General features: G+C 54.2%; 23 protein-coding genes. 20 read left to right on the top strand and 3 right to left on the bottom strand.

The annotated features are described in order from the left end of the window. Positions 1-27: 27 nt before the first annotated feature. Together rluC and M6D89_RS04540 are read left to right on the top strand one after the other, a co-directional pair. Positions 28-1032, top strand: coding sequence for a 23S rRNA pseudouridine(955/2504/2580) synthase RluC (rluC, locus tag M6D89_RS04545; protein ID WP_253966838.1), 1005 nt, complete (start codon positions 28-30; stop codon positions 1030-1032). A gap of 3 nt (positions 1033-1035) precedes the next feature. Continuing rightward, positions 1036-1677: an HAD-IA family hydrolase gene (locus M6D89_RS04540; protein ID WP_253966837.1), complete on the top strand. Its 642-nt coding sequence runs from the start codon at positions 1036-1038 to the stop codon at positions 1675-1677. Here the strand turns inward: M6D89_RS04540 and M6D89_RS04535 are convergent. After that, positions 1674-2267 carry a Maf family protein gene (locus M6D89_RS04535; RefSeq protein ID WP_253966836.1) on the bottom strand — a complete coding sequence of 198 codons (594 nt, stop codon included), beginning with the start codon at positions 2265-2267 and terminating at the stop codon, positions 1674-1676. The genes M6D89_RS04540 and M6D89_RS04535 overlap by 4 nt on opposite strands. A gap of 142 nt (positions 2268-2409) precedes the next feature. Between M6D89_RS04535 and M6D89_RS04530 the strand changes: the two genes are divergently transcribed. The 13 genes from M6D89_RS04530 to M6D89_RS04470 all read left to right on the top strand — a co-directional run bounded on the left by M6D89_RS04530 (position 2410) and on the right by M6D89_RS04470 (position 13514). Continuing rightward, positions 2410-2949 (top strand): YceD family protein, encoded by a 540-nt coding sequence (locus M6D89_RS04530; protein WP_253966835.1) that lies wholly within the window; start codon positions 2410-2412, stop codon positions 2947-2949. A gap of 54 nt (positions 2950-3003) precedes the next feature. Further along, positions 3004-3186, top strand: coding sequence for a 50S ribosomal protein L32 (gene rpmF, locus M6D89_RS04525; protein WP_253966834.1), 183 nt, complete (start codon positions 3004-3006; stop codon positions 3184-3186). 25 nt (positions 3187-3211) lie between these two features. Next, entirely contained in the window at positions 3212-4210 is a 999-nt protein-coding gene (plsX, locus tag M6D89_RS04520; protein ID WP_256504430.1) for a phosphate acyltransferase PlsX, read from the top strand. Positions 4211-4237: 27 nt separating this feature from the next. Further along, positions 4238-5173: an ACP S-malonyltransferase gene (fabD, locus tag M6D89_RS04515; protein WP_253966832.1), complete on the top strand. Its 936-nt coding sequence runs from the start codon at positions 4238-4240 to the stop codon at positions 5171-5173. Between the two features lie 29 nt (positions 5174-5202). Next, positions 5203-5946 (top strand): 3-oxoacyl-ACP reductase FabG, encoded by a 744-nt coding sequence (fabG, locus tag M6D89_RS04510; protein ID WP_253966831.1) that lies wholly within the window; start codon positions 5203-5205, stop codon positions 5944-5946. Between the two features lie 188 nt (positions 5947-6134). Next, complete coding sequence (acpP, locus tag M6D89_RS04505; protein ID WP_253966830.1) at positions 6135-6371, top strand: acyl carrier protein; 237 nt, start codon at positions 6135-6137, stop codon at positions 6369-6371. 153 nt (positions 6372-6524) lie between these two features. Next, positions 6525-7766, top strand: coding sequence for a beta-ketoacyl-ACP synthase II (fabF, locus tag M6D89_RS04500; protein WP_253966829.1), 1242 nt, complete (start codon positions 6525-6527; stop codon positions 7764-7766). Between the two features lie 40 nt (positions 7767-7806). After that, on the top strand, positions 7807-8664 hold the full coding sequence (pabC, locus tag M6D89_RS04495; protein WP_253966828.1) for an aminodeoxychorismate lyase: 858 nt from the start codon (positions 7807-7809) through the stop codon (positions 8662-8664). Further along, positions 8664-9713, top strand: a complete 1050-nt coding sequence (gene mltG / locus M6D89_RS04490) for an endolytic transglycosylase MltG (RefSeq protein WP_253966827.1) — start codon at positions 8664-8666, stop codon at positions 9711-9713. The genes pabC and mltG overlap by 1 nt, the downstream gene beginning before the upstream one ends. An 82-nt stretch (positions 9714-9795) precedes the next feature. Continuing rightward, entirely contained in the window at positions 9796-11499 is a 1704-nt protein-coding gene (locus M6D89_RS04485) for a glutamine--tRNA ligase/YqeY domain fusion protein (protein ID WP_253966826.1), read from the top strand. Between the two features lie 26 nt (positions 11500-11525). After that, positions 11526-12917: a cysteine--tRNA ligase gene (gene cysS / locus M6D89_RS04480; protein WP_253966825.1), complete on the top strand. Its 1392-nt coding sequence runs from the start codon at positions 11526-11528 to the stop codon at positions 12915-12917. Positions 12918-12945: 28 nt separating this feature from the next. Then, on the top strand, positions 12946-13299 hold the full coding sequence (locus M6D89_RS04475) for a rhodanese-like domain-containing protein (protein ID WP_253966824.1): 354 nt from the start codon (positions 12946-12948) through the stop codon (positions 13297-13299). Beyond that, complete coding sequence (locus M6D89_RS04470) at positions 13299-13514, top strand: hypothetical protein (RefSeq protein WP_253966823.1); 216 nt, start codon at positions 13299-13301, stop codon at positions 13512-13514. The genes M6D89_RS04475 and M6D89_RS04470 overlap by 1 nt, the downstream gene beginning before the upstream one ends. Before the next feature lie 74 nt (positions 13515-13588). Here the strand turns inward: M6D89_RS04470 and M6D89_RS04465 are convergent, their stop codons facing one another. Together M6D89_RS04465 and M6D89_RS04460 are read right to left on the bottom strand one after the other, a co-directional pair. Next, positions 13589-14866, bottom strand: a complete 1278-nt coding sequence (locus M6D89_RS04465) for an HlyC/CorC family transporter (RefSeq protein ID WP_253966822.1) — start codon at positions 14864-14866, stop codon at positions 13589-13591. Between the two features lie 69 nt (positions 14867-14935). Further along, a complete protein-coding gene (locus M6D89_RS04460) occupies positions 14936-15727 on the bottom strand; it encodes a cytochrome C assembly family protein (RefSeq protein ID WP_253966821.1) in 792 nt (263 codons plus the stop codon). Positions 15728-15937: 210 nt separating this feature from the next. On the opposite strand from M6D89_RS04460, the gene ffh reads away from it, so the two are divergent. From ffh to fadB, 5 genes are all read left to right on the top strand, one after another. Next, the gene (gene ffh / locus M6D89_RS04455) at positions 15938-17317 is read left to right on the top strand and encodes a signal recognition particle protein (RefSeq protein ID WP_253966820.1); all 1380 of its coding nucleotides are present in this window, start codon (positions 15938-15940) and stop codon (positions 17315-17317) included. A gap of 176 nt (positions 17318-17493) precedes the next feature. Then, a complete protein-coding gene (locus M6D89_RS04450; protein ID WP_253966819.1) occupies positions 17494-17928 on the top strand; it encodes an META domain-containing protein in 435 nt (144 codons plus the stop codon). Positions 17929-17959: 31 nt separating this feature from the next. After that, on the top strand, positions 17960-19645 hold the full coding sequence (locus M6D89_RS04445) for an NAD-dependent malic enzyme (protein WP_253966818.1): 1686 nt from the start codon (positions 17960-17962) through the stop codon (positions 19643-19645). A gap of 19 nt (positions 19646-19664) precedes the next feature. Next, positions 19665-20222: a helix-turn-helix domain-containing protein gene (locus M6D89_RS04440; protein ID WP_253966817.1), complete on the top strand. Its 558-nt coding sequence runs from the start codon at positions 19665-19667 to the stop codon at positions 20220-20222. Between the two features lie 70 nt (positions 20223-20292). Further along, positions 20293-22428, top strand: coding sequence for a fatty acid oxidation complex subunit alpha FadB (gene fadB, locus M6D89_RS04435; RefSeq protein WP_253966816.1), 2136 nt, complete (start codon positions 20293-20295; stop codon positions 22426-22428). Positions 22429-22437 lie beyond the last annotated feature (9 nt).

Genomic DNA, 22437 nt, shown 5'->3' with positions numbered 1-22437 from the left:
AGGTCATTTGCTGCTAAAATGCGCGCCATGAGCAAAAACTCCCCCCAAGATCCCTCTCTTAACCCGGCTTTTCAGTCGGTGCAGTATCTGACTATCAGCGCCGATGAGGCGGGCCAGCGAATCGATAACTACCTGGTTGCACGCTTAAAAGGGGTGCCGCGCACCCATGTGTACAAGTTGTTGCGTAAAGGCGAGGTGCGGGTCAATAAAGGCCGGGCCCGCGCCGAGCGCCGCCTGGATGCAGGCGATGTGGTGCGTTTGCCGCCCATTCGTGTGGCGGCTAAAGCGCCCCCTAAACAGCTCAGCCAAGGGCTCGGACGAGTACTGGAAAAAGCCGTTTTGTACGAAGATGATGGCATGCTGGTGCTGAATAAGCCGCCGGGTATAGCAGTGCACGGCGGCAGTGGGGTTGATTTGGGTTTGATTGAAGCCTTGCGCCAGCTGCGTCCCGAGGCTCGCTACCTTGAGTTGGTGCACCGCTTGGACCGAGAGACCTCGGGCTGCATTATGGTGGCAAAAAAGCGCAGTTATTTGCGCTTTTTGCAGCAGTCGTTGCGGCAAAAAAGCGCCGGAGGTGGCGGCATTGTTAAGGTGTATAAAGCACTGGTGGTGGGGCGCTGGCCCTCGCGCACCCTGGAAGTAAAGGCGCCCTTGCTGAAGCTTGAGGCATCGGGAGGGCGCGAGCGCATTGTAAAAATCCACCCCGACGGTAAGCCCAGCCTTACACGCTTTAAAGTCTTAGAGTCTTTCGATGGCTTTACCTTGCTGGAGGCGAAGCCCATTACCGGCCGTACCCACCAAATACGTGTGCACGCCCAATATAAAGGGTGTCCGCTTTTGGGGGACGATAAATATGGTGTGGATGACATTAATAAAGCCATGAAAGCCAAAGGTGCAAAGCGATTGTTCTTGCATGCCAGTGCGCTGCGCTTTCCTCTGCCGGGTGACGAGGTACGGTGGGTGAGTGTCGAGGCGCCTCTGACCGATGACTTGCAAGCCGTTTTGGCGGCGCTTAAAGAAGGTTCGAAATAGCGTATGTTGTATATTTTTGACTGGGACGGGACGCTCAGCGATTCCACCGGCACTATTGTCACCGCCATGCAGCGGGCGGCGGACGAGTTGCGCTGGCGAGTGCCGGAGACAGAGGCGGTTCGCAATATTATCGGTTTGGGGTTGCCCGAGGCTTTGCGCGAGCTGTACCCGGAAGTGGCCGAGAGCGACTGGGCGCAGATACGCGATGGCTATCGCAAGCACTACCTGGCCTTAGATCAGGAAAGTCCGGCCGAGCTTTACCCTCGGGTGCTGGATTCGCTGGACAGCTTGCGCCGGGAGGGGCACACCTTAACCATTGCTACCGGCAAAAGCCGGGCAGGGCTCGATCGGGTGCTGGCCCGGCTGGAGCTGGATGGCTTCTTTCACGCCAGTCGCTGCGCCGACGAGACCGCCTCCAAGCCCGACCCTTTAATGTTGCAAGAGTTGCTCGATCACTTTGCGCTGCCCGCCCGCGACGCCGTAATGGTGGGAGATACCGAATACGATATGGAAATGGGGCGGCGTGCGAGCATGCCTCGTTTAGCCGTCAGTTATGGGGCGCACCACATTGATCGTTTGCGTCCCTATGAACCCGAATTGTGTATGGATTGTTTTAGCGAAATTCTGCGCTGGCGCCCACTTTAGTCGCTGGGCGGCGATAGTACGTCCAGTCCGGCTTGTGCGAGTAGCCTGGTGAGTGCGATCAGCGGTAGGCCAATCAGGGTGTTGGGGTCGTCGCCATTGAGAGATTCAAACAGGCTGATGCCTAAGGATTCGCATTTAAAGCTGCCGGCGCAGTCGTAGGGCTGATCTTGCTCTAAATAATAGGTAATCTGCGCGTCGGTTAAGGGACGCAGGCGCGCTCGGTATTGGGCCAGATGATGGTAGTGAGCGCCGGTTTGGCTGTCGATAAGGCTCAGGCCAGTATGGAATGTCATCTCGCGGCCACTGGCGGCTTTAAGCTGGTTAAAGGCTGAGTCAAAGTTGCCGGGTTTGCGACAGATGTTGCCTTCCAGGCTGGCCACTTGGTCGCTACCGATAATCAGGCTCTTGGGGTGGGTGGTGCGTAGGCTGAGTGCCTTCTGGTGAGCTAAGCGTTTGGCGCGCTCGGCGGCCGGCTCTCCGTCAACGGGTGTTTCATCGGTTGATGGGCTGTCCCATATAAAGGGTAGTTTAAGCCGAGCTAAGAGCTCGCGGCGATAGGGTGAGCCTGAGGCTAAAACCAAATTAGGCATCGTATTAATGGACTCCTTCGAGGTAAAAGGCGCATTATGGCATTGGTGAAGGGCCTTTCTTTAGTGTTAGAGGTAAATAATTGCCTCTAAAGGGGGATTTCTCTTTGACAGAGCGTTCCCAACTCCCTATTATTGCGCGCTTATGTCCCAAGCACCCTCAAATCAGTCATTACCGCGCCGGGGAGACCCGCGCAAATACGCCCAACAGGGCGTTGAGCTCGCAGGTACTGTGGATCTTGAGGAGCTGCCACGTCTTAAAGAGGTGGTGGAAGATAAGGCAAGTTTTAACGTCGTTTTATCGTTCGGGGTTGATGAAGACCACAAAAGGGTTCTCGAGGGAACAGTGGAGGGCGAGGTCGCACTGATCTGCCAACGCTGTTTGGATATCGTGAAAAAGCCCTTGCGCGGCGACATCAGGCTCGGAATTGTGTGGAGTGAGGATCAGGCTCGGGCCTTGCCGCGCGATTTGGATCCTTGGATTGTAGGTGAGGGTGCAGCTGACTTTTACGACATTGTCGAAGAAGAGCTGTTGCTGAGTTTGCCGGCGGTGGCTTATCACGATCATGCGTGTGTTCCCAGTGAACACTTTGTCAGTGAGGCGCCGGACGCTAAGGCGGACGAAAAGCCCAAGCAAAACCCGTTTCAAGTTCTGGAGCAACTTAAAGGAACGCCGAAAAAGTAGCAGGGTCTACCAGAGGCGCCCCAGCTTCAGTTTTTTGTCATATAGGAGTTAATCATGGCCGTTCAAAAAAGCAAGAAGACACGTTCTAAGCGCGGTATGCGTCGTTCGCACGATGCGCTGACCGGGCAGACTTTGTCTGTAGATCCCACCAGTGGTGAAAAACATCTGCGTCACCATGTGAGCGCCGACGGTTTCTACCGTGGCCGCAAGGTGATCGACAAAGTCGCTGACGAGTAAGCCAGTCTGGCGCGACGATTTCACATTGTCTGCTCCAATACGACTAGCACTTGATGCGATGAGCGGGGACTTCGGTCCCCGTATTACTATCCCCGCTGCGCAAAAATTTGCGCACCGCTCCCCCGATTCCCACCTAACGCTGTTTGGCGATGCCGAGGCGATTAAGCGGGCGGCTGGCCGCACGGTGCTGGCTGACAATATCAGTATCCACCCCTGTCGTGACGTTATTGCTATGGACGCCGAACCCCGGCACACCCTGCGCCATGGGCGCGAGTCCTCTATGTGGCAGGCGTTGCAGGCGCTGGCCGATGGCCGGACTCAAGCCTGTGTCAGTGCGGGCAATAGCGGCGCATTAATGCTGATCAGTCGGCGGGTTTTAGGGGTGATTCCCGGCGTAGAAGTGCCTGCGTTCAGTAAGTCGATGCCCGTTGAGTCTGGGTACACGCTTATGCTGGATTTGGGCGGGAACCTGCACTGTAGTGCTCAGCAGTTATTGCAATTTGCCCGTATGGGTCAGATTCAGGCGCGTGCATCGGGTTACGATAATCCGCGCATCGCGCTGCTTAATATCGGCTCGGAAGCGGGTAAGGGCACGCGTCTTATTCGCGAGGCGGCCGAGTTACTTGAGGCGGCGCCCGAGCTCAATTTCCAGGGGTCGGTCGAGGCGGACTCCATTTTTACCGGCTCGGTTGAGGTGATTGTCTGCGATGGGTTTAGTGGCAATATTGCCCTTAAGACCAGCGAGGGGGTGGCCCGGGTGCTGGGGCGGCGAATTCAGCACAGCTTTTCGTCTTTCTCCGGGCGCGTAGCGGGTGTTTTAATTTGGCCTATTTTGCGCCGCTGGCGCCAAGAATTTAATCCCGATGCTTATAATGGCGCCGTTTTGGCGGGCTTGAACGGCGTCGTGGTGAAAAGTCACGGGGGCGCTGGGGTTGAGGCTACCATCAACGCTCTCGAATTGGCCGCACAGCAGGCCAGGCGAGATGTGCCTGGCACCATTGCCAATGCTGTGGCGGCTCAGTAATTCGTTTCAATAATAGAGTTAATATTTATGACCACTGCAAATCTTGCTTTTGTCTTTCCCGGTCAGGGATCGCAAAAAATTGGTATGTTGGCCGAGTTGGCCAGCCAGTATCCTGTTGTCGAACAAACCTTTCGCGAGGCCTCGCAGGTTCTGGGCTATGATCTGTGGGACGCTGTGCAAAATGGCACTCAGGAGGCCATTAACCTAACCGAATGCACCCAGCCGTTGCTGCTGACCGCCAGCGTCGCCTGTTGGCGTGTGTGGCAAGAGCGCGACGGCGCCACCCCGGCGCTGATGGCAGGGCACAGCTTGGGTGAGTGGTCGGCGCTGGTGTGCGCCGGTGTGCTGGCCTTTACCGACGCGGTCGCGTTGGTGCGCGAGCGCGGCAAGTTAATGCAGGAAGCCGTCCCGGCAGGTGTTGGTGCCATGGCGGCGATTATTGGTCTGGCGGACGACGACATTAAAGCCGCTTGTGAAGCTCAGGCGGGCGATGAAGTAGTGGCGCCAGTTAATTTTAACTCGCCTGGACAGGTGGTTATTGCGGGGCACGCCGCCGCCGTTGAGCGCGCCATGCAAGCCTGTAAAGACGCTGGCGCCAAGCGCGCCTTGCCGTTGCCGGTAAGTGCGCCTTTTCACACCTCGTTGATGACGCCTGCAGCCGATAAGCTGGCTTCGGCCGTGGAGCAGACCGAGTTTAACGCGCCGGAGGTTCCGGTCGTGCACAACGTCAATGGTGCTACCGAGACTGATCCGGCCAAGATTAAAGCTTTGATGATTGAGCAGATTTACTCGCCGGTGTTGTGGGTTGACTGTGTGGCGGCGATGAAAGCGGCGGGGGTTGAGCAGTTGGTCGAATGTGGTCCGGGAAAAGTTTTGGCGGGGCTCGCCAAACGTATTGACCGTTCCTTGAGCGCGGTATCACTCGAGACTCCGGCAGATTTTGACAGCGCCCTCAGTGCATAGAATTTACATTAAGGAAGTAAGGTGAAGTTATGAATTTAGAAGGTAAAGTTGCTTTAGTAACCGGCGCAAGCCGCGGTATTGGCGCGGCCATTGCCGATCAGCTGGGCGCTGCCGGGGCCATTGTGATCGGCACCGCCACCAGTGAAAAAGGTGCCGCCACGATATCCGATCGCATTGCCGGTGCCGGCCACAAGGGCGCGGGTATGGTGCTCAATGTGACCGACGCCGATTCGATCGCGGGTGTGCTCAAGGCGATTGCCGATGAGTATGGCGTGCCCACAATTTTGGTTAACAATGCCGGTATCACCAAAGACAACTTGCTGATGCGGATGTCTGACGAAGAGTGGTTTGATGTCATCAATACCAATCTCAGTGCGGTCTATCGTCTCAGTAAAGCGGTGCTTCGTGGAATGATGAAGGCGCGCTGGGGTCGCATCGTTAATGTGGGGTCGGTGGTCGGCTCAATGGGGAATCCAGGGCAAGCCAACTATGCCGCCACCAAAGCCGGTGTCGCCGGTTTTGCGCGCTCTCTGGCATCGGAAGTGGGCTCGCGCGGCATTACTGTAAATACGGTGGCGCCGGGCTTTATCGATACCGATATGACGCGTGGATTGCCCGACGAGCAAAAAGCGGACTTGCTAAATCGTATTCCCCTTGGCAGGCTGGGCAAGCCCGAAGAGATCGCTGCGGTTGTCTGCTTTTTGGCTTCTGACGCCGGAGGCTATGTTTCAGGTGAGACGATTCAGGTTAACGGCGGCATGTACATGGGTTAATTGTTTTTTTAAGTGATTGTTTTTTATAAAAAAATATCACAAGGGCAAAGTTTTTTTGCCCGATGCGTTACAACACGGTGAAATTCGATGTAAAATGCGCGTCGATTTCGCCGTAGACAATCTGGAACCGCCACTGTGGTTCGGGTGACGGTTTCGTCGATACTACCTACTAGGAGTTGAATTAGATCATGAGCAGCATTGAAGAACGCGTAAAAAAAATCGTTGCTGAGCAACTGGGCGTTAAAGAAGAGGAAGTGAAAGCCGAGGCTTCTTTCGTTGAAGATTTGGGCGCGGATTCTCTGGACACTGTAGAGCTGGTGATGGCTCTGGAAGAAGAATTTGAAACTGAAATTCCAGATGAAGAAGCCGAAAAAATCACCACCGTTCAATTGGCCATCGATTATATCAATGCCAATCTGGCCTAATCTGCGTATTCTTTGAATCCAGATTTTGCGGAAGCCGTATTATTGTAAAATAGTACGGCTTTTTCTTTTGTCATTTGGGTATGGGCAAAAGCGTATAAAAAGATGTATTTAACCAGCGGAGCGATCGCGCATCCGCTACGGAGAATGAGTGAAGTGTCGCGTAAAAGAGTAGTGGTTACCGGACTGGGTATGGTCAGTCCACTGGGAAATTCTGTCGCCGAAACCTGGGATGGAATCTTACAAGGTAAAAGTGGTGTGGCTCCCATTACCGCTTTTGATGCCTCGGCATTCAGCACTCAATTTTCGGCCTCGGTTAAAGACTTTTCGGTTGACGGTTACTTTGCCGCCAAAGACGCGCGCAAAATGGACCGCTTTATTCAGTACGGTATGGTTGCCGGTATTCAGGCCATGCGCGATTCCGGACTGGAAGTGACCGAACAAAACAGCGCCCGAATGGGCGTTTCTATCGGTTCGGGCATTGGTGGCATAGGCACCATCGAAGACGGCACCTTGGTGGTAGAGCACAAAGGGCCGCGCCGCATGTCGCCGTTCTTTGTCCCCGGCGCCATTATCAATATGATTGCCGGTAATCTGTCTATCCACTATGGTCTGCGTGGACCCAACCTCGCCGTGACTACAGCATGCACCACCGGGACCCACTGCATTGGTCTGGCGGCGCGCTCCATTATGTACGGTGAGACGGATGTGATGCTGGCCGGTGGCGCCGAGATGGCCACGACACCCGTAGGCTTGGGTGGTTTTGCCGCTGCGCGCGCGCTTTCCAATCGCAACGACGATCCTCAGGCGGCGAGCCGCCCCTGGGATAAAGATCGTGACGGTTTCGTGCTGGGTGATGGCGCGGGTGTTATGGTGCTGGAAGAATACGAACACGCCAAGGCGCGCGGTGCCACTATCTACGCCGAGCTGACTGGGTTTGGCATGAGTGGCGACGCCTACCACATGACGTCACCCCCGGCCGATGGTTCGGGCGCGGCGCTGTCGATGCAAAACGCCATTACCGATGCCGGAATCAATGCCGCCGATATTCACTACATCAATGCTCACGGCACTTCCACACCCGCCGGGGACGTGGCCGAGTGTCGCGCAGTCAAGTCGATTATGGGCGCGGCTGTGGATCAGGTGGCGGTAAGTTCTACCAAATCCATGATTGGTCACTTGCTGGGCGCCGCTGGCGCGGTCGAGGCTATTTTTAGTGTTCTGGCCATTCGCGATCAGGTGGCGCCGCCCACGATTAATCTGGACAATCCAGACGAAGAGTGTGATATCAATCTGGTTCCTCACACCGCCCAAGAGCGCAAAATCAACGCCGTGCTGTCTAATTCCTTTGGCTTTGGCGGCACCAATGGCTCATTGATTTTTAACCGCGTGGACTAGCAGACGGTTAGTTCTGGCTGCACCTTTCTAAAGGCATGTAATGGCCGAGATGAATGCACCGCTTATCTGGGTTGATGGTCAGCGAGCCGAGGGGGTCTCTCCCCTCGATCGCGGTTTCGCCTACGGCGATGGCTTGTTTGAAACCATTGGCTTGCGTGGCGGTGTTATGCCGCTGCTCGACTGGCATGTATCTCGCCTCCGGCGCTCGGCTCGGGCGTTATCGATTCCACTGGCGCAATCTCACTTGCAGCAATCTCTGGAGCCGCTTTACGACGCGCTGACCCCGGAGTCCCAGGGGGTTATCAAAATTATGTTGACCCGTGGCCTGGGTGGCCGGGGCTACAGTCCTGTCGGCGCAGAGCAAAGTCGAGTTATCGTCATTTACTTTGCCGATGCGTCTTTGCCTGCTGCATCGCCCTGTGTCGTGCGGTTATGCGAGGCCACCTTGGGGCGTAACAAGCTTTTGGCCGGGCATAAACATATGTCCCGTTTAGAGCAGGTGTTAGCGCGTTCTGAGTGGACCGATCCGGCCATTGCTGAGGGTTTGATGTGCGATGACACGGGCGCCGTGATTGAAGCAACTGCGCACAATGTATTCGTCTGGCACGACAACCAGTGGCTTACCCCGGATTTGACCGAGGCGGGTGTGAATGGCGTGATGCGCGAGCTATTACTAAACCGCGTTATCCCCGCCAACCTTAGCCGGGTGGGGCGCGTTACCCTGGAAACCTTGCGCGATGCAAGGGAGGCGTTTATATGCAACAGCCTCAAAGGGGTTCAGCCGATTGCTCGTATCTGTGATGCCGAGGGCGGGCTCTTCTGGGAAAGTGAATCAACCGAGCGCGGTTTAGCTTTGCAAAAGGCCGTGCGCGACTATCTGAGTAAGGCAATACGTTAATGGTACAGCTGGCCGTTAATCTCATTAAAAAATGTCTCTTGCTAGGCCTGCTGGCGCTGCTGGTAGCGGGGTTTGGGGCCTATAAGTATTTTAATTCCTGGCTTCACGAGCCCATGGTGTTAGGCGACGAAGGTCTCGTTTATCAGCTGTCCTGGGGTAGCAGTTTGGGTAGCGCAGTGCGCGATTTTCAAGCGCGGGGGCTTATTGAGCATCCTAAGGTGCTGTTGCTTTACGCCCGAATAACAGGGCAGTCTCATGTACGCGCCGGTGATTATCAGCTGCAGCCCGGCACGACCCCTGCCCAGTTTGTCACTATTTTTCATACGGGCAATGTTATTGAGTATTCGGTGGCCTTGATTGAAGGTTGGACTTTCGCTCAGGCCGTTAATGCTCTGGCCCAGGCGCCTCGGGTAAAAAGTCTGCTGCAAGGTAAAACGGCCGCCGAGCAATTGGCGCTTTTGGATTTGCCGATTGATCATCCCGAAGGTTGGTTTTTCCCGGATACCTATCAGTACCACGGCGGCGACACTGACGTAGCGATATTAAAGCGCGCCTATGGGCAGATGCAGTCGCACCTGGAGCGTTTATGGCCCGAGCGCGATCCGGGCTTGCCCTATGAAACACCCTACCAAGCGCTGGTGATGGCTTCGGTGGTAGAGCGCGAGACAGGCGCTTCCTGGGAGCGGCGTAAAATCGCCGGTGTATTTGTCCGTCGTTTACAGCGGGGAATGCGGTTACAGACAGACCCCACTGTGATCTATGGCATGGGTGAGCAGTATCAGGGCAAGATCGGGCGGGCCGATTTGCGCCGCGATACACCTTACAATACCTATACCCGCAGTGGCCTTCCTCCTACGCCGATTGCTTTGCCGGGCGAGGGGGCGCTCTACGCGGCCCTGCACCCAGAGCCCGGCAGTGCGCTCTATTTTGTCGCCAAGGGCGACGGCACTCATGTATTTTCCGATACGCTTGAGGCCCACAATAAGGCCGTGCGGGAATACCAATTGCAACGCCGGGGCGACTACCGCTCGACACTGTCAGCGCCTTAGGCCTGGTTAGGCAAAATTAACCTCCAGGTTATACAATAGGCCATCGTTATTTATTTCATTATTGAGTTGGATTACCAGGTATATGAGCGATACTCCTCACACGGACAAGCCTTCTGCAACGGAAAAGCCGTCACACTTTCTCCAAAATATCCTCAAACGCGATTTGGATGAGGGGCAGGTAACATCCATTACCACCCGTTTCCCTCCCGAGCCGAACGGGTATCTGCATATTGGCCATGCCAAGTCGATCTGCCTTAATTTTGGTTTGGCCGAGCAGTTTGGCGGCCAGTGTAATTTACGTTTTGATGACACCAACCCCGAAAAAGAAAGTGACGAGTTTGTGGAGTCAATTAAACGCGATGTCACCTGGTTGGGGTTTGAGTGGGCCGGCGACATACGTTTTACCTCTGACTATTTCGACACCTTGCATGAGTGGGCGCTGGAGTTAATCCGCGCGGGCAAAGCTTATGTCTGTGATCTGTCGCCCGATCAGGCCCGTGAGTATCGCGGCACCTTGACCGAGCCCGGGCGCAACAGTCCTTATCGCGATCGCAGTGTCGATGAGAACTTGGCGTTATTTGAAAAAATGCGCGCCGGTGAGTTTGCCGAAGGCCAGTGCTCGCTGCGCGCCAAAATCGATATGGCCGCGCCTAATATTAACTTGCGCGATCCGGTTATCTATCGAATCAAAAAAGTTCGTCATCACCATACCGGCGACAAGTGGTGTATTTATCCATCTTACGATTTTGCTCACGGTCAGAGCGACGCGATAGAAGGGATTACCCATTCAATTTGTACGCTAGAGTTTGAAGATCACCGGCCCTTGTATGAATGGTTTATCGCCAACTTGCCGGTGCCCGCGGAGCCTAAGCAATATGAATTTGCCCGGCTCAATGTAAACTACACGGTCACCAGCAAGCGCAAGTTACGTCAGCTGGTGGATGAAGGGCATGTGGACGGCTGGAACGACCCGCGCATGCCGACCATTTCGGGTATGCGTCGCCGCGGGTATACCCCGGCGGCCTTGCGCAATTTTTGTGAGCGTATTGGGGTGACCCGTTCTGACAGTGTGGTGGATGTGGGCATGCTCGAGTACTGCGTGCGCGATGATTTGGACAAAAATGCCCCGCGTGCCATGTGTGTGTTGCGCCCGCTCAAAGTGACGCTGACCAATTACCCGGAAGATAAGATAGAAACTTTCGTCGCCCCGGGGCATCCCAATCGCGATGATTTTGCCACGCGGGAGTTGCCGTTTTCACGCACCCTTTACATCGATGTCGAGGATTTCCGTGAAGAGGCCAATAAAAAGTACAAGCGTCTAGTGATTGGCAAGCGAGTACGTCTGCGTAACGCCTATGTGATTGAGGCCGAAGACTGCGTCAAGGATGCCGACGGCAATATTATCGAAGTACTGGCGCGAGTGATTGAAAACACCGTGGGCTGCGACCCTGAAGATGGTGTTAAACCCAAGGGGGTGATTCACTGGGTGTGCGGCAGCAATCACATCCCCTGCGATGTTCGTTTGTATGACCGCCTGTTTATTGAGGCCAATCCGGGCAGTGGCGATACGGATTTTCTCCAGGCGATCAACCCCGAAAGCTTGCAGCTGCTGAATAACTGCATGGCGGAGCCTTCGCTGGTGGATGCCAAGCCCGAAAGCGCCTATCAGTTCGAGCGCGAGGGTTACTTTTGTTTGGATGAGCACTACAGCGAGCAGGGGCGAGCGGTCTTTAATCGCACCATTAGCCTAAGAGACAGCTGGGCCAAAATTTCCCAGCAACATTAATTTTACAATCGGTAGTTAAGTTCGTTATGACATTAAAAATCTACAGCACCCTGAGCGGAAAAAAAGAGACGTTTACCCCCTTGGTTGCGGGCAAGGTTGGGTTCTACGTCTGTGGTGTGACCGTTTACGACTACTGTCATATTGGCCATGCCCGGGTTCTGGTCGCTTTTGATGTCATTACCCGCTATTTGCGCTCGCAAGGGTGGGATGTAAATTACGTGCGCAATATTACCGATATCGACGATAAAATTTTGGTCCGTGCTCAGGAAAATAACGAGCAATACACCGAGTTAACCGCTCGATTTATCGAGGCCATGCACGAAGACGAAGCCGCTTTGGGAATTTTGCGGCCCTCGCAAGAACCTCGAGCAACAGCGCATATGGACGATATCATCGCCATGATTAAAACGCTGGTAGAAAAGGACTACGCCTACCGTGCTGCCAATGGTGATGTTTACTACCGCGTGGCGCACTTTGATGAATACGGTAAGTTAACCAACAAAAACCCCGATGAATTGCTTGCCGGGGCGCGGGTGGATATTGCCAGTGAGAAAGAAGACCCTCGTGACTTCGCGCTATGGAAGGCCGCCGAACAGGACGAAGCGGGCTGGGAGTCGCCCTGGGGGTTCGGCCGTCCCGGTTGGCATATTGAATGCTCTGCCATGAGCAAACATTGCCTGGGAAGCAATTTCGATATTCATGGTGGGGGGCCGGACCTACCGTTTCCTCATCATGAGAATGAAATTGCCCAAAGCGAAGCCGCCAATGGTTGCCAGTACGCCAACTATTGGATGCACGCCGGGGCTGTGCGTCTGGACGGGGAAAAAATGTCCAAGTCTTTGGGCAACTTTTTCACTATTCGCGATGTGTTGCAAAAGTACCATCCCGAGGTAGTGCGCTATTTATTAATCAGCAGCCACTATCGCAGCCCCATCAATTATTCAGAGGATAATTTGGTTGAGGCCAAGTCAGGGCTGGATCGCTTTTACGGCGCGCTGCGCCGCTTTGGCGCACTAGAATCCGCGGAGTTGGGTGATTTAAACAATGACCCTTACTATCAACGTTTTGTGGATTCCATGAACGATGATTTTAATACCCGTGAAGCGCTGGCCGCTATGTTCGAGTTGGCACGTGCCGTCAATGCCGAAAAAGACGAGCCGAGCGCTCGTCCCATGGCCGCCGCATTAAAGGCCATGGGACAGGTGCTGGGGCTGTTAAACAGCGAGCCCGAAAGCTTTTTGCAGGAAGCCGGGAGTGATGCTATGCCCGCCGATCAGGTCGAGCGTTTAATTGCCGAGCGCGCTCAGGCCAAAGCTGATAAAGACTTTGCTCGGGCCGATGCGATTCGCGATGAATTAACCACCGCCGGCATTGTCTTAGAAGATTCCGCTAAGGGAACTAAGTGGCGTCGGGAGTAAATAATTCACCGAAACCAAAGGTGGTGTGATGAAACTTATTGGCAAGATTCTGGCCGTTGTGGCGATGCTGATGGCGGTTACGGTCAGCGCCGGGCAAGAAAAAGTGACCTGGATCGATGTCCGCACGGCTGAAGAGTACGCGGGCGGGCATTTAGATGGGGCGCTAAATATTCCCCATGAGCAGATCGGCAAGCAAATTGACGACCTGGCGTTGGCCAAGAACGCCCCCGTAGTGCTTTATTGTCGTAGCGGGCGGCGGGCGGATATCGCTTTACAGGTGCTCAAAGCGCGTGGCTACAGCAATGTATACAACGCCGAGTCACTCGCCGGTGCGCGCCGCTATAAAGAAAGCTTGGCTTCTGACAAGCAGGGCGGGCGTTGATGCGATTGTTCCGAAGTTTAGGGCGGTACCGGCGCTTGGCGGCCACCTGTTTTCTCGCTTGTGCCTGTTTTATCGGTCTGGCGGTCTGGGGCTGGGGCGTTAGCTTAAAAGATGTCGCGACTTACGCTTTGATCGCTTTTGCGCTTTTAGGGATGCTAATCGCTCTGGCGGCTTTCACAGGATGGTTGCTGCATTTGCTGACTCGCCGCCGTTAGCTGTCTGTCCTTTTTATTCTCAATGTTTAATGGTTAGTTCTAACGACTGGTTCCTGGTTCTTAATTCAGCTAGTTCACTGATTGGCGTCGAGCATTTTTACCCGGAACCAGGTGACCATTTTGTCTGAAATTTCCTCTGTTTCAAACAGGTACTGATCCATCTGAAAGCTGATGTTGCCGTCGGGAATACGCTCGAGCAACTCCATCGCCAAGCCGTTTAGGGTTTTGGGGCCGTCGGTGGGGAGTGACCAGTCAATATGCCGGTTGATATCCCGTATGAAAGTACCGCCGTGAATACGGAACCAGCCGTCGGCTTCGGCAATAATGTCCTGCTCGGTATCTTCGGCAATATTGGTGGTGAAGTCCCCCACAATCTCTTCCAGTAAGTCTTCCATGGTGACAATGCCCTGTACCTCGCCATACTCGTTGACCACTAGCGCGATACGGCTTTTTTGGGTTTGAAAGTTCAGAAGCTGAGTGTGAAGGGGGGTAGACTCGGGGACAAAGTAGGGCTCGTCGGCGTAACTGATTATTTGTTCGCGCGTGACCTCGGTGTCGGCGCCATTGAGAAAACGCGCCACATTGCGAAGGTGCAGGATGCCGGCAACGTTATTAAGATCCCCCGTGTAGACGGGCAGGCGGGTGTATTCGGAGGTTCTGATTTTCTCTAGCAGCACATCGACGCTATCCTCCAGGTCCAGGCCCGCGACCTCGTTACGAGGAATCATAATATCCTCGACGTTGGATTTCTCCAGATCCAGAATATTCAGGAGCATTCCCTGGTGCTGGTCTGGAATCAGCTCGCCCGCTTCATCGACGACAGTGCGCAACTCGTCCGGGTCAAGGTGTTCCATTCCGCTGTGAGTCTTATCCAGCCCGAACAGCTTGGTAACACCATTGGAGATACTGTTAACCAATACAACCGCCGGGCGGAGCAGGTAAGACAGGGGCTTGAGAATTAGGCTGGCAAAAAAGGAGATGCGCTCGGGATAGAGGGTGGCTAAAGTTTTGGGCGCCACTTCGGCAAACACCAACATAAAAAGTGTCAGCACCAGGCCGCCGACAGCCGGGCCGGTATCAGAGCCCAGCAGTTGCACACCGATCATGGCCGCCACAATGGCCGCGAAGTTGTTCGCTAGATTGTTGCCGATCAGAATCAGGCCGATCAGGCGATCTGGTCGCTGCAGCAGCTGTTCGACGCGCTGGGCGGCGCGATCACCCTTTTTGCTGAGGTGTTTAAGCCGATAGCGATTAATCGCCATCATGGCCGTCTCCGAACTGGAGAAAAAGGCCGAGATCACCAGTAAGCCGGTAAGGATGGCAAAAAGCAGCTCTAAAGAAATGTTGTTCAAGGGTGTCAAATGCCTGTGTTGCCCGTGGGCCGGCTATCTTGCAGCAGATGCCCTGCTGGCGCAACCGGCTTAAAGAATATAATCCAGTACCAGTTTGCTGCCAAAATAGGCCAGCATTAACATAGCAAAACCAACCAGCGTCCAGCGAATAGCGGTATATCCTCGCCACCCCAGCTTATGACGCCCCCAAAGCAAAACACTGTAGATAATCCAGGCGGCAATGGTGAATACGGTTTTATGAGCCAGGTGCTGGGCGAATAAATCGTCGACGAAAGCAATGCCCGAAATGATGGATGCGGTCAGCAGTATCTGGCCCGCCCAGAGCATTTCAAACAATAATGCCTCCATCGTTTGTAGCGGCGGAAGTAGCTTAACCTGGCCCAGGGTTCGTTTGTGTTTTAAACGGTAGTTTTGCAGCGCGAGAAACAGTGCCTGAAAAGTCGCTACGATAAACACACTGTAGGCGGTAATGGATAGCAGTACATGGCTGGCGAGGCCCAATGTGAGAGAAACTAGGTTGGCATTGCCGGTAAAAGCCAGGGATGCTCCGATGGCCAGGGTTGCCAGCGGGAATAGCAAGAGGAAGAGGTTGTGCACCGGCTTTCGCAATGAGCTGAATAAAACGATCAAGTTGACGCAGCAAAACACCAACGACATCATTGCGAAAAGCTGCAAAGCCAGCCCGTCGGGGGTGTTGATCAGCCGATAGCAGCCAGCCCCGTGGGCCGCGACAGCGAGCCCAGTCAGGCTTACATACACCCAACGCTGGGGAGTAGACGCCCGTTTCAGACTGCGCAGTAAATAGCTCCAGGCGAGCAAATACAGCGCAATGGCTGTTAAGTTGGTGAGTAATACAAACATTAATGCGTCAGCTGCTATAAGTGGTCTTGTGGTTGCGAACGCCGAAGTTTCGCACAGGATGGGGTTCAAGAGAAGCCATATAAATGAGAATCAGTCGGATCGGGGCGGTCAATAGTATTACAGGCGGCTAAGGCGTTATAATGCTCGCATTAAGGTAACCACCTGAAAACTTTTAAATTGGTTAAAGATTGACCTAGGCGTAGTGTACTTATGTTCGATAATTTGCAAGATCGGCTAGCGGGAACGTTTAAAAAAATTACCGGTAAGGCCAGGCTAACCGACGATAATATTCAAGCGACACTCAGAGAAGTTCGCAAAGCGCTGCTGGAGGCTGATGTCGCGCTGCCCGTGGTAAAAGACTTTGTGGGCCGGGTTCGCTCGCGGGCGCTGGGGACCCAGGTGGGTAAATCCCTCAACCCCGGTCAGCAGTTTTTGAAAATCGTCGAGTCCGAGCTGGTTGCAGTCATGGGCGAGGCGAATGAGTCGTTGAATTTGGCGACGCGTCCACCCGCCGTTATTCTGATGGCGGGTTTGCAGGGGGCGGGTAAGACTACCTCGGTGGCCAAGCTGGCCAAGTTTTTAACCGAGCGCGAAAAGAAGAAAGTGCTGGTGGTCAGTGCCGATGTCTATCGCCCCGCAGCCATTAAACAGCTGCAAACGTTGGCAACGGAGGTGGGAGTAGAGTGCTTCCCTTCTACCGAGGCGGACAAGCCTGAGGCCATTGCCAATGCCGCTATCGATCACGCTAAGCGCCAGTTTTTTGATGTGCTGATTATCGATACCGCGGGCCGACTGCACATTGATGACACCCTGATGGATGAGATCAAGCAGCTGCATCGGGTCAGCGATCCGGTGGAGACCTTGTTTGTTATCGATGCCATGATCGGCCAGGACGCCGTCAACACCGCCAAAGCTTTTAATGAAGCGCTGCCGCTGACCGGCGTGGTGTTGACCAAAGCCGATGGCGATGCGCGCGGCGGTGCCGCTTTGTCGGTACGCCACGTTACCGGTAAACCCATCAAATTCTTAGGGATGGGGGAAAAGGTGGATGCGCTCGAGCCGTTCCACCCGGATCGGATTGCCTCGCGCATTCTCGGTATGGGCGATGTCATGTCGCTGATCGAAGAGGCCGAGCGCAAGATTGACAAAGATAAGGCCGAGAAGCTGGTTAAGAAGGTGAAAACCGGCAAGAGCTTTGATTTGGAAGATCTGCGCGATCAGTTACAGCAGATGCAGGACATGGGCGGTATGAGCGGTCTGTTAGACAAGCTGCCGGGCATGGGCAACATGGGGCAAATGATGCAACAGGCCGATATGGGTAAGCAGTTTAAGGTCATGGAGGCGCTGATCGGCTCAATGACCCCCTGGGAGCGCAAGCACCCAGATGGCTTAACCAGCTCTCGTAAGCGCCGTATTACTCAGGGCTCGGGGACCAATATTCAGGACCTGAACCGCTTGCTGAAGCAGCACAAGCAAATGGCCAAAATGATGAAAAAAATGAAAGGCGGCGGCATGGCAAAAATGATGCGCGGCCTCGGCGGTATGATGCCTGGCGGCGGTGGTGGTTTGCCACCCGGCATGGGCCGCTAACGCGTTTTGACTAAACACCGGGCTCTGCTCGGTGTTTTTGTATGGGCCGCGTGTAATTTACGGCAAAACTGGCTAAGATCTTAACAATAGTCTCAGCAGTATTTCCCACATCTGTCATTCTCCGGCTTAATAGCCGGTTTGCGAAGAGTCACAGAAATGCGAGGAGTCAAAGAAAGATGCGTCAATGGTTAAACCGAGCAGCCCTACTGGGCACGGGATTACTTATGGTGGCATGTACACACACTCAAAAGAACGACAGCGATCTGAGCACACGCTTAACCACCCAAAGCTGGCAGATCGAGTACATTGCCGGAGACGGCGTCATCGATTACAGCCCGGCGCAATTGACGTTTGCCGCCGACGGACAATTTTTCGGCAATGGCAGCTGTAATCGAATCTTTGGGCGCTACACATTAGAGGGCGATAAATTACAGATTGCCGATGATATCGGCAGCACGCGCATGAGCTGCCCGCCTGCACTGATGAATCAAGAGGCAAGGCTAGTGTCCGTATTACCCGGTGTGCATCGGATCCGTTGGGAAAACGGCATCCTATTTATGACCGATTCGTCCGGTGCACCGACTCTGCAGGCGGCCGCCGTTTCCCCGTAGCGCGTAAACGTTTTATATTCAAGGAGATAGAGTGAACTCGCGACCCATTTATATTCCTTTCGCTGGCCCCGCCTTGCTTGAGGCGCCGCTGCTGAACAAAGGCAGCGCTTTCAGTCGCCAGGAGCGTCAGCAATTTAATTTGGAAGGGCTGTTGCCTTACAGCATTGAGACAATTGAGGAACAAAAGGCTCGTGCCTACGAGCAGCTGTGCTCGTTTAAGTCGGATATCGACAAGCATATTTATTTGCGCAACATCCAGGACACCAACGAGACACTCTACTTTCGCCTGGTCACTGAGCACCTGCAAGAGGTGATGCCACTCATTTATACGCCCACCGTGGGCAAAGCGTGTGAGTTATTTTCCAAAATATATCGTCGCAAGCGCGGTCTGTTTGTGTCCTACCCCGACCGCGATCGTTTGGATGATATTTTACAAAACGCTACCAAGCACAATGTGAAAGTGATTGTGGTAACCGATGGTGAGCGTATTCTCGGTTTGGGTGATCAGGGTATTGGCGGCATGGGCATTCCCATTGGCAAGCTCGCCTTGTATACCGCCTGCGGCGGGATCAGCCCTGCTTACACTTTGCCAGTGGTTCTGGATGTGGGGTGTAACAACCGCCAGCTGGTGAACGACCCCATGTACATGGGGTGGCGCCACGAGCGAATCAGTGACCAGGAATACTATGATTTTGTCGACCAGTTTATTCAGGCGGTGAAAGTTCGCTGGCCCAACGCTCTGTTGCAATTTGAAGATTTTGCCCAGACCCACGCCACGCCTTTGTTGCATAAATATCGCGACGAGCTGTGCTGTTTTAACGATGATGTTCAGGGTACTGCATCGGTCACGGTGGGGACATTGTTGGCTGCCTGCCATGTGAAAAAAGAAAAACTATCGGCGCAAACCTTTGTGTTCGCAGGTGCCGGCTCCGCCGGTTGTGGTATCGCTAGCCAGATTGTCGATGAAATGTGCGCTGAAGGGCTCAGTCGCGATCAGGCTTTAGCCCGTATTTTCCTGCTTAACCGCGACGGCTTACTAACGCAGAGTAGTGCGGGTTTATTCTCTTTCCAAGAGGAGTTCTGTAAATCCGACCGCCTGGTGGCGGATTGGTTGTTAGACAAGCCGGGCCGTATTGGGCTAACGGATGTGGTGCGCAATGCTCAGCCCACGGTACTGGTGGGTGTTTCCGGCCAGCCCGGGCTTTTTAATAAAGCGGTGATTGAAACCATGCAGGCTCACTGTGAGCGCCCGGTGATTTTACCTCTGTCTAATCCTACCAGCCGGGTCGAGGCCAATCCGGTTGATATTTTGCGCTGGACCTCGGGGCAGGCGATCGTGGCTACCGGCAGTCCTTTTGACCCGGTGGATATGGGCGGCGCCATTCATGAAATCGCGCAGTGCAATAACAGCTATATCTTCCCCGGCGTTGGCCTCGGAGTCATCAGCGCTAAAGCGAGCAAAGTGACCGATGCCATGATGCTGGCGGCGGCTCGGGCTCTGGCCGAACTGTCGCCTCTGGCTAACACTGGATCAGGTCCGCTGTTGCCCGATCTAAAAGACATCCGCGAGGTCAGTAAAACTATAGCCGTAGCGGTTTATCACCAGGCCATAGCCGACGAAGTGGCGGTTCCTGTGCCCGATACGTTGATTGCTGAACGGGTTGAAGCCAACTTTTGGTATCCGCGCTATCGAACTTATCGGCGCACGTCATTCTAAAATAAAAACGGGTTGAGATATGTCTGATCTCTCTGCTCAGCTGGGGTTGAAGCTAAAAGCCATACGCGAGGCCAATGGCTTGTCCCAACGTGAGCTGGCCAAGCGAGCGGGCGTAACCAACAGCAGTATTTCCATGATTGAGCAGGGGCAGGTGAGCCCCAGCATTCAGTCGTTAGAAAAGGTGCTGGCGGGGTTTCCTATGACGCTATCCTACTTTTTTTCCTGCGGGGTTGCCGATGACAGCGAGAGCTTTTTTTCGCCGCAGGAGATGCCCCGGCACAGCAAGCCCTACGGCTATATGCAAATGGTGGCTGAACAGTTGCCCCAGCGCCGGGTAACACTTAAACATTTATGTTTTGAACCGGGTACGAATTCGGGGGATGCGCCTTTAACCAGCTTTTTTGATCAGGTGGGCAGCGTGTTTTCCGGGCGCATTTTGCTAAGCATCGGGGTGAAAGTGCAGACCCTTGAGCCCGGTGATTCCTTTTATTTGCGCGCCTATACACCGTTTAAAGCGCTCAATCTTTCGCAGAGTGAGCGCGCTGTGGTTTTGGTGGCCTCGGCCGCAGAAGATTAATAGCGTCGATTAGCAACTCGTTGCTATCGACACTCTCATACGTTCTGACCTTCAAATATAGGAGGGCTTCATGTTTACCGGAAACACTCTGAAACTCGTGGTCGATGGTGCCATCGCCAATTTGCAGTTTAGCTCGCAGCAGTCGGTTAATATTTTCTCCTCCCAAGCGGTCGACGAGTTAAGGCAGGCGCTGACCGAATTGGAATCGGTGGAGCTTGATGGGCTGATAATCTCCAGCGATAAAAAAGATTTTTTTCTCGGCGCCGATATCGCCGAGTTTCAGCCTCTATTTGCTCAAGGCGAAAAGGCGGTAAGCGGATTTTTGCAAAAAAATATCGATAATCTGAATCGCCTGGAGGCCTTACCTTTCCCTACGGTGGGGTGTGTCAATGGAATGGCTTTGGGCGGCGGCATGGAGCTGCTGCTTGCGTGTGATTTTCGTGTGGCAGAACCTGGGGCAAAGCTGGGCTTGCCCGAAGTTAAGCTGGGTATTATCCCGGGTTGGGGCGGCACGGTACGTTTACCTCGTTTGGCGGGTGCCGACACGGCGATTGAGTGGATTAGCAGTGGCAAACAATTTAACGCCGCCGATGCGCTTAATGTCGGTGTTCTGGATGCCGTGGTGCCCAAAGATCAGTTGATTCCCGCTGCTCGCGATATTATCGCGCAGGTCGCGGCCGGTGAGCGAGAATATAAGGGCCGACGCGGCGTAAAACATTCCCCCTTGGCGTTAAACCGTATCGAGGCGGGGCTCGTGTTCGAATCGGCGAAAGGGTTTGTTGCTGCGAAAGCGGGTAAACATTATCCCGCTCCGGTCGCAGCGATCAAGGCCATGCAAGAGGCTGCCTCCTGTGAGCGGAATGAAGCCCTGGTGATCGAAATGAAGTATTTTTTATCGGTCGCTCTGGGTTCAACGGCCAAGGCCTTGGTGACCGTATTTTTGAGCGACCAGGCGCTCATGCGCAAAGCCAAAAAGTGGGCCGCCAAGGCTCAGGGCAAGTGCGACAGAGCGGCGGTTTTGGGCGCCGGCATAATGGGCGGCGGCATTGCCTATCAGTCGGCGGTCTCTGGCGTGCATGTGGTAATGAAAGATGTGCAGCAAAAGGGGCTGGATCTGGGGCTTACCGAAGCCAGTAAACTGTTAGCTAAGCAGGTAGAGCGAGGCCGAATGGATTCTAAGGCAATGGCAGAGGCCTTAGTACGCATCAATCCGACCCTGGGTTATGATGATTTTAACCACATTGATCTCGCGGTTGAGGCGGTGGTAGAAAACCGCGAAATCAAGCAAAAGGTTTTGCAAGAAGTGGAGCAGGTGCTCGACGAGGCCGCTGTCTTGGCGAGCAATACGTCGACCATTTCAATCAGCGCATTGGCGCAATCATTGGCGCGGCCCGAGCAGTTTTGCGGTATGCATTTTTTCAATCCGGTTCACGCAATGCCGCTGGTTGAGGTTATTTGTGGTGAAAAAACCTCAGACGACACAATCGCAAGCGTGGTGGCCTATGCTTTGGCTTTGGGCAAGAAGCCGGTTGTGGTAAACGACTGCCCGGGGTTTTTAGTCAACCGGGTTTTGTTTCCCTACTTTTCTGGTTTTGCGATGTTGGTGCGAGACGGGGTGGATTTTCAGCGCATTGACCGGGTTATGGAAAACTTTGGCTGGCCGATGGGGCCCGCCTACTTGTTGGATGTGGTCGGGATCGATACCGCGATCCACGCCGAGCAGGTAATGGCCGAGGGTTACCCCGACCGTTTGCAGCGCAACTACACTTCAATTACGGAAAAGCTGTTTAATCAGAAGCTGCTGGGACAAAAATCCCAAGCGGGCTTTTACTGCTATGACACCGATAAAAAAGGCAAGCCGGTAAAAGCGGTGAATCCCAATGCTCTGCAATTGGCAGGCATTGATGCGAATACCGATTCCACTGTAAGTGATGAAGACATTGTATTGCGAATGATGATTCCCATGGTCAACGAGCTAAACCGGTGCCTGCAGGAAGGGGTAGTGGATTCGGCGGCCGAAGCGGATATGGCCATGGTTTATGGCACGGGTTTCCCGCCTCATATCGGCGGCGTTTTTCACTGGGTGGATCAATTGGGGGCGGTTGAATTGCTCGATAAAATGCGTGTCTTTGAAGCGCTTGGGCCTTTGTATCAACCCGCCGAATTGCTGCTCGAAAAAGCGCAGCAGTCAGCTAGCTACTATTAATGGAGGCAA

The organism is Gilvimarinus xylanilyticus (assembly GCF_024195295.1).
GTDB lineage: Bacteria > Pseudomonadota > Gammaproteobacteria > Pseudomonadales > Cellvibrionaceae > Gilvimarinus > Gilvimarinus xylanilyticus.
The sequence above is the reverse complement of the archived record's forward strand: the minus strand, read 5'-3'. Positions and strand labels throughout refer to the sequence as shown.

What these genes read in the sequence shown, in the direction of transcription:
- rluC (WP_253966838.1), top strand. Translation starts at nt 28, where the DNA reads ATGAGCAAAAACTCCCCCCAAGATCCCTCTCTTAACCCGGCTTTTCAG.
- M6D89_RS04540 (WP_253966837.1), top strand. Translation starts at nt 1,036, where the DNA reads ATGTTGTATATTTTTGACTGGGACGGGACGCTCAGCGATTCCACCGGC.
- M6D89_RS04535 (WP_253966836.1), bottom strand. Translation starts at nt 2,267, where the DNA reads ATGCCTAATTTGGTTTTAGCCTCAGGCTCACCCTATCGCCGCGAGCTC.
- M6D89_RS04530 (WP_253966835.1), top strand. Translation starts at nt 2,410, where the DNA reads ATGTCCCAAGCACCCTCAAATCAGTCATTACCGCGCCGGGGAGACCCG.
- rpmF (WP_253966834.1), top strand. Translation starts at nt 3,004, where the DNA reads ATGGCCGTTCAAAAAAGCAAGAAGACACGTTCTAAGCGCGGTATGCGT.
- fabD (WP_253966832.1), top strand. Translation starts at nt 4,238, where the DNA reads ATGACCACTGCAAATCTTGCTTTTGTCTTTCCCGGTCAGGGATCGCAA.
- fabG (WP_253966831.1), top strand. Translation starts at nt 5,203, where the DNA reads ATGAATTTAGAAGGTAAAGTTGCTTTAGTAACCGGCGCAAGCCGCGGT.
- acpP (WP_253966830.1), top strand. Translation starts at nt 6,135, where the DNA reads ATGAGCAGCATTGAAGAACGCGTAAAAAAAATCGTTGCTGAGCAACTG.
- pabC (WP_253966828.1), top strand. Translation starts at nt 7,807, where the DNA reads ATGGCCGAGATGAATGCACCGCTTATCTGGGTTGATGGTCAGCGAGCC.
- mltG (WP_253966827.1), top strand. Translation starts at nt 8,664, where the DNA reads ATGGTACAGCTGGCCGTTAATCTCATTAAAAAATGTCTCTTGCTAGGC.
- M6D89_RS04485 (WP_253966826.1), top strand. Translation starts at nt 9,796, where the DNA reads ATGAGCGATACTCCTCACACGGACAAGCCTTCTGCAACGGAAAAGCCG.
- cysS (WP_253966825.1), top strand. Translation starts at nt 11,526, where the DNA reads ATGACATTAAAAATCTACAGCACCCTGAGCGGAAAAAAAGAGACGTTT.
- M6D89_RS04475 (WP_253966824.1), top strand. Translation starts at nt 12,946, where the DNA reads ATGAAACTTATTGGCAAGATTCTGGCCGTTGTGGCGATGCTGATGGCG.
- M6D89_RS04470 (WP_253966823.1), top strand. Translation starts at nt 13,299, where the DNA reads ATGCGATTGTTCCGAAGTTTAGGGCGGTACCGGCGCTTGGCGGCCACC.
- M6D89_RS04460 (WP_253966821.1), bottom strand. Translation starts at nt 15,727, where the DNA reads ATGTTTGTATTACTCACCAACTTAACAGCCATTGCGCTGTATTTGCTC.
- ffh (WP_253966820.1), top strand. Translation starts at nt 15,938, where the DNA reads ATGTTCGATAATTTGCAAGATCGGCTAGCGGGAACGTTTAAAAAAATT.
- M6D89_RS04450 (WP_253966819.1), top strand. Translation starts at nt 17,494, where the DNA reads ATGCGTCAATGGTTAAACCGAGCAGCCCTACTGGGCACGGGATTACTT.
- M6D89_RS04440 (WP_253966817.1), top strand. Translation starts at nt 19,665, where the DNA reads ATGTCTGATCTCTCTGCTCAGCTGGGGTTGAAGCTAAAAGCCATACGC.
- fadB (WP_253966816.1), top strand. Translation starts at nt 20,293, where the DNA reads ATGTTTACCGGAAACACTCTGAAACTCGTGGTCGATGGTGCCATCGCC.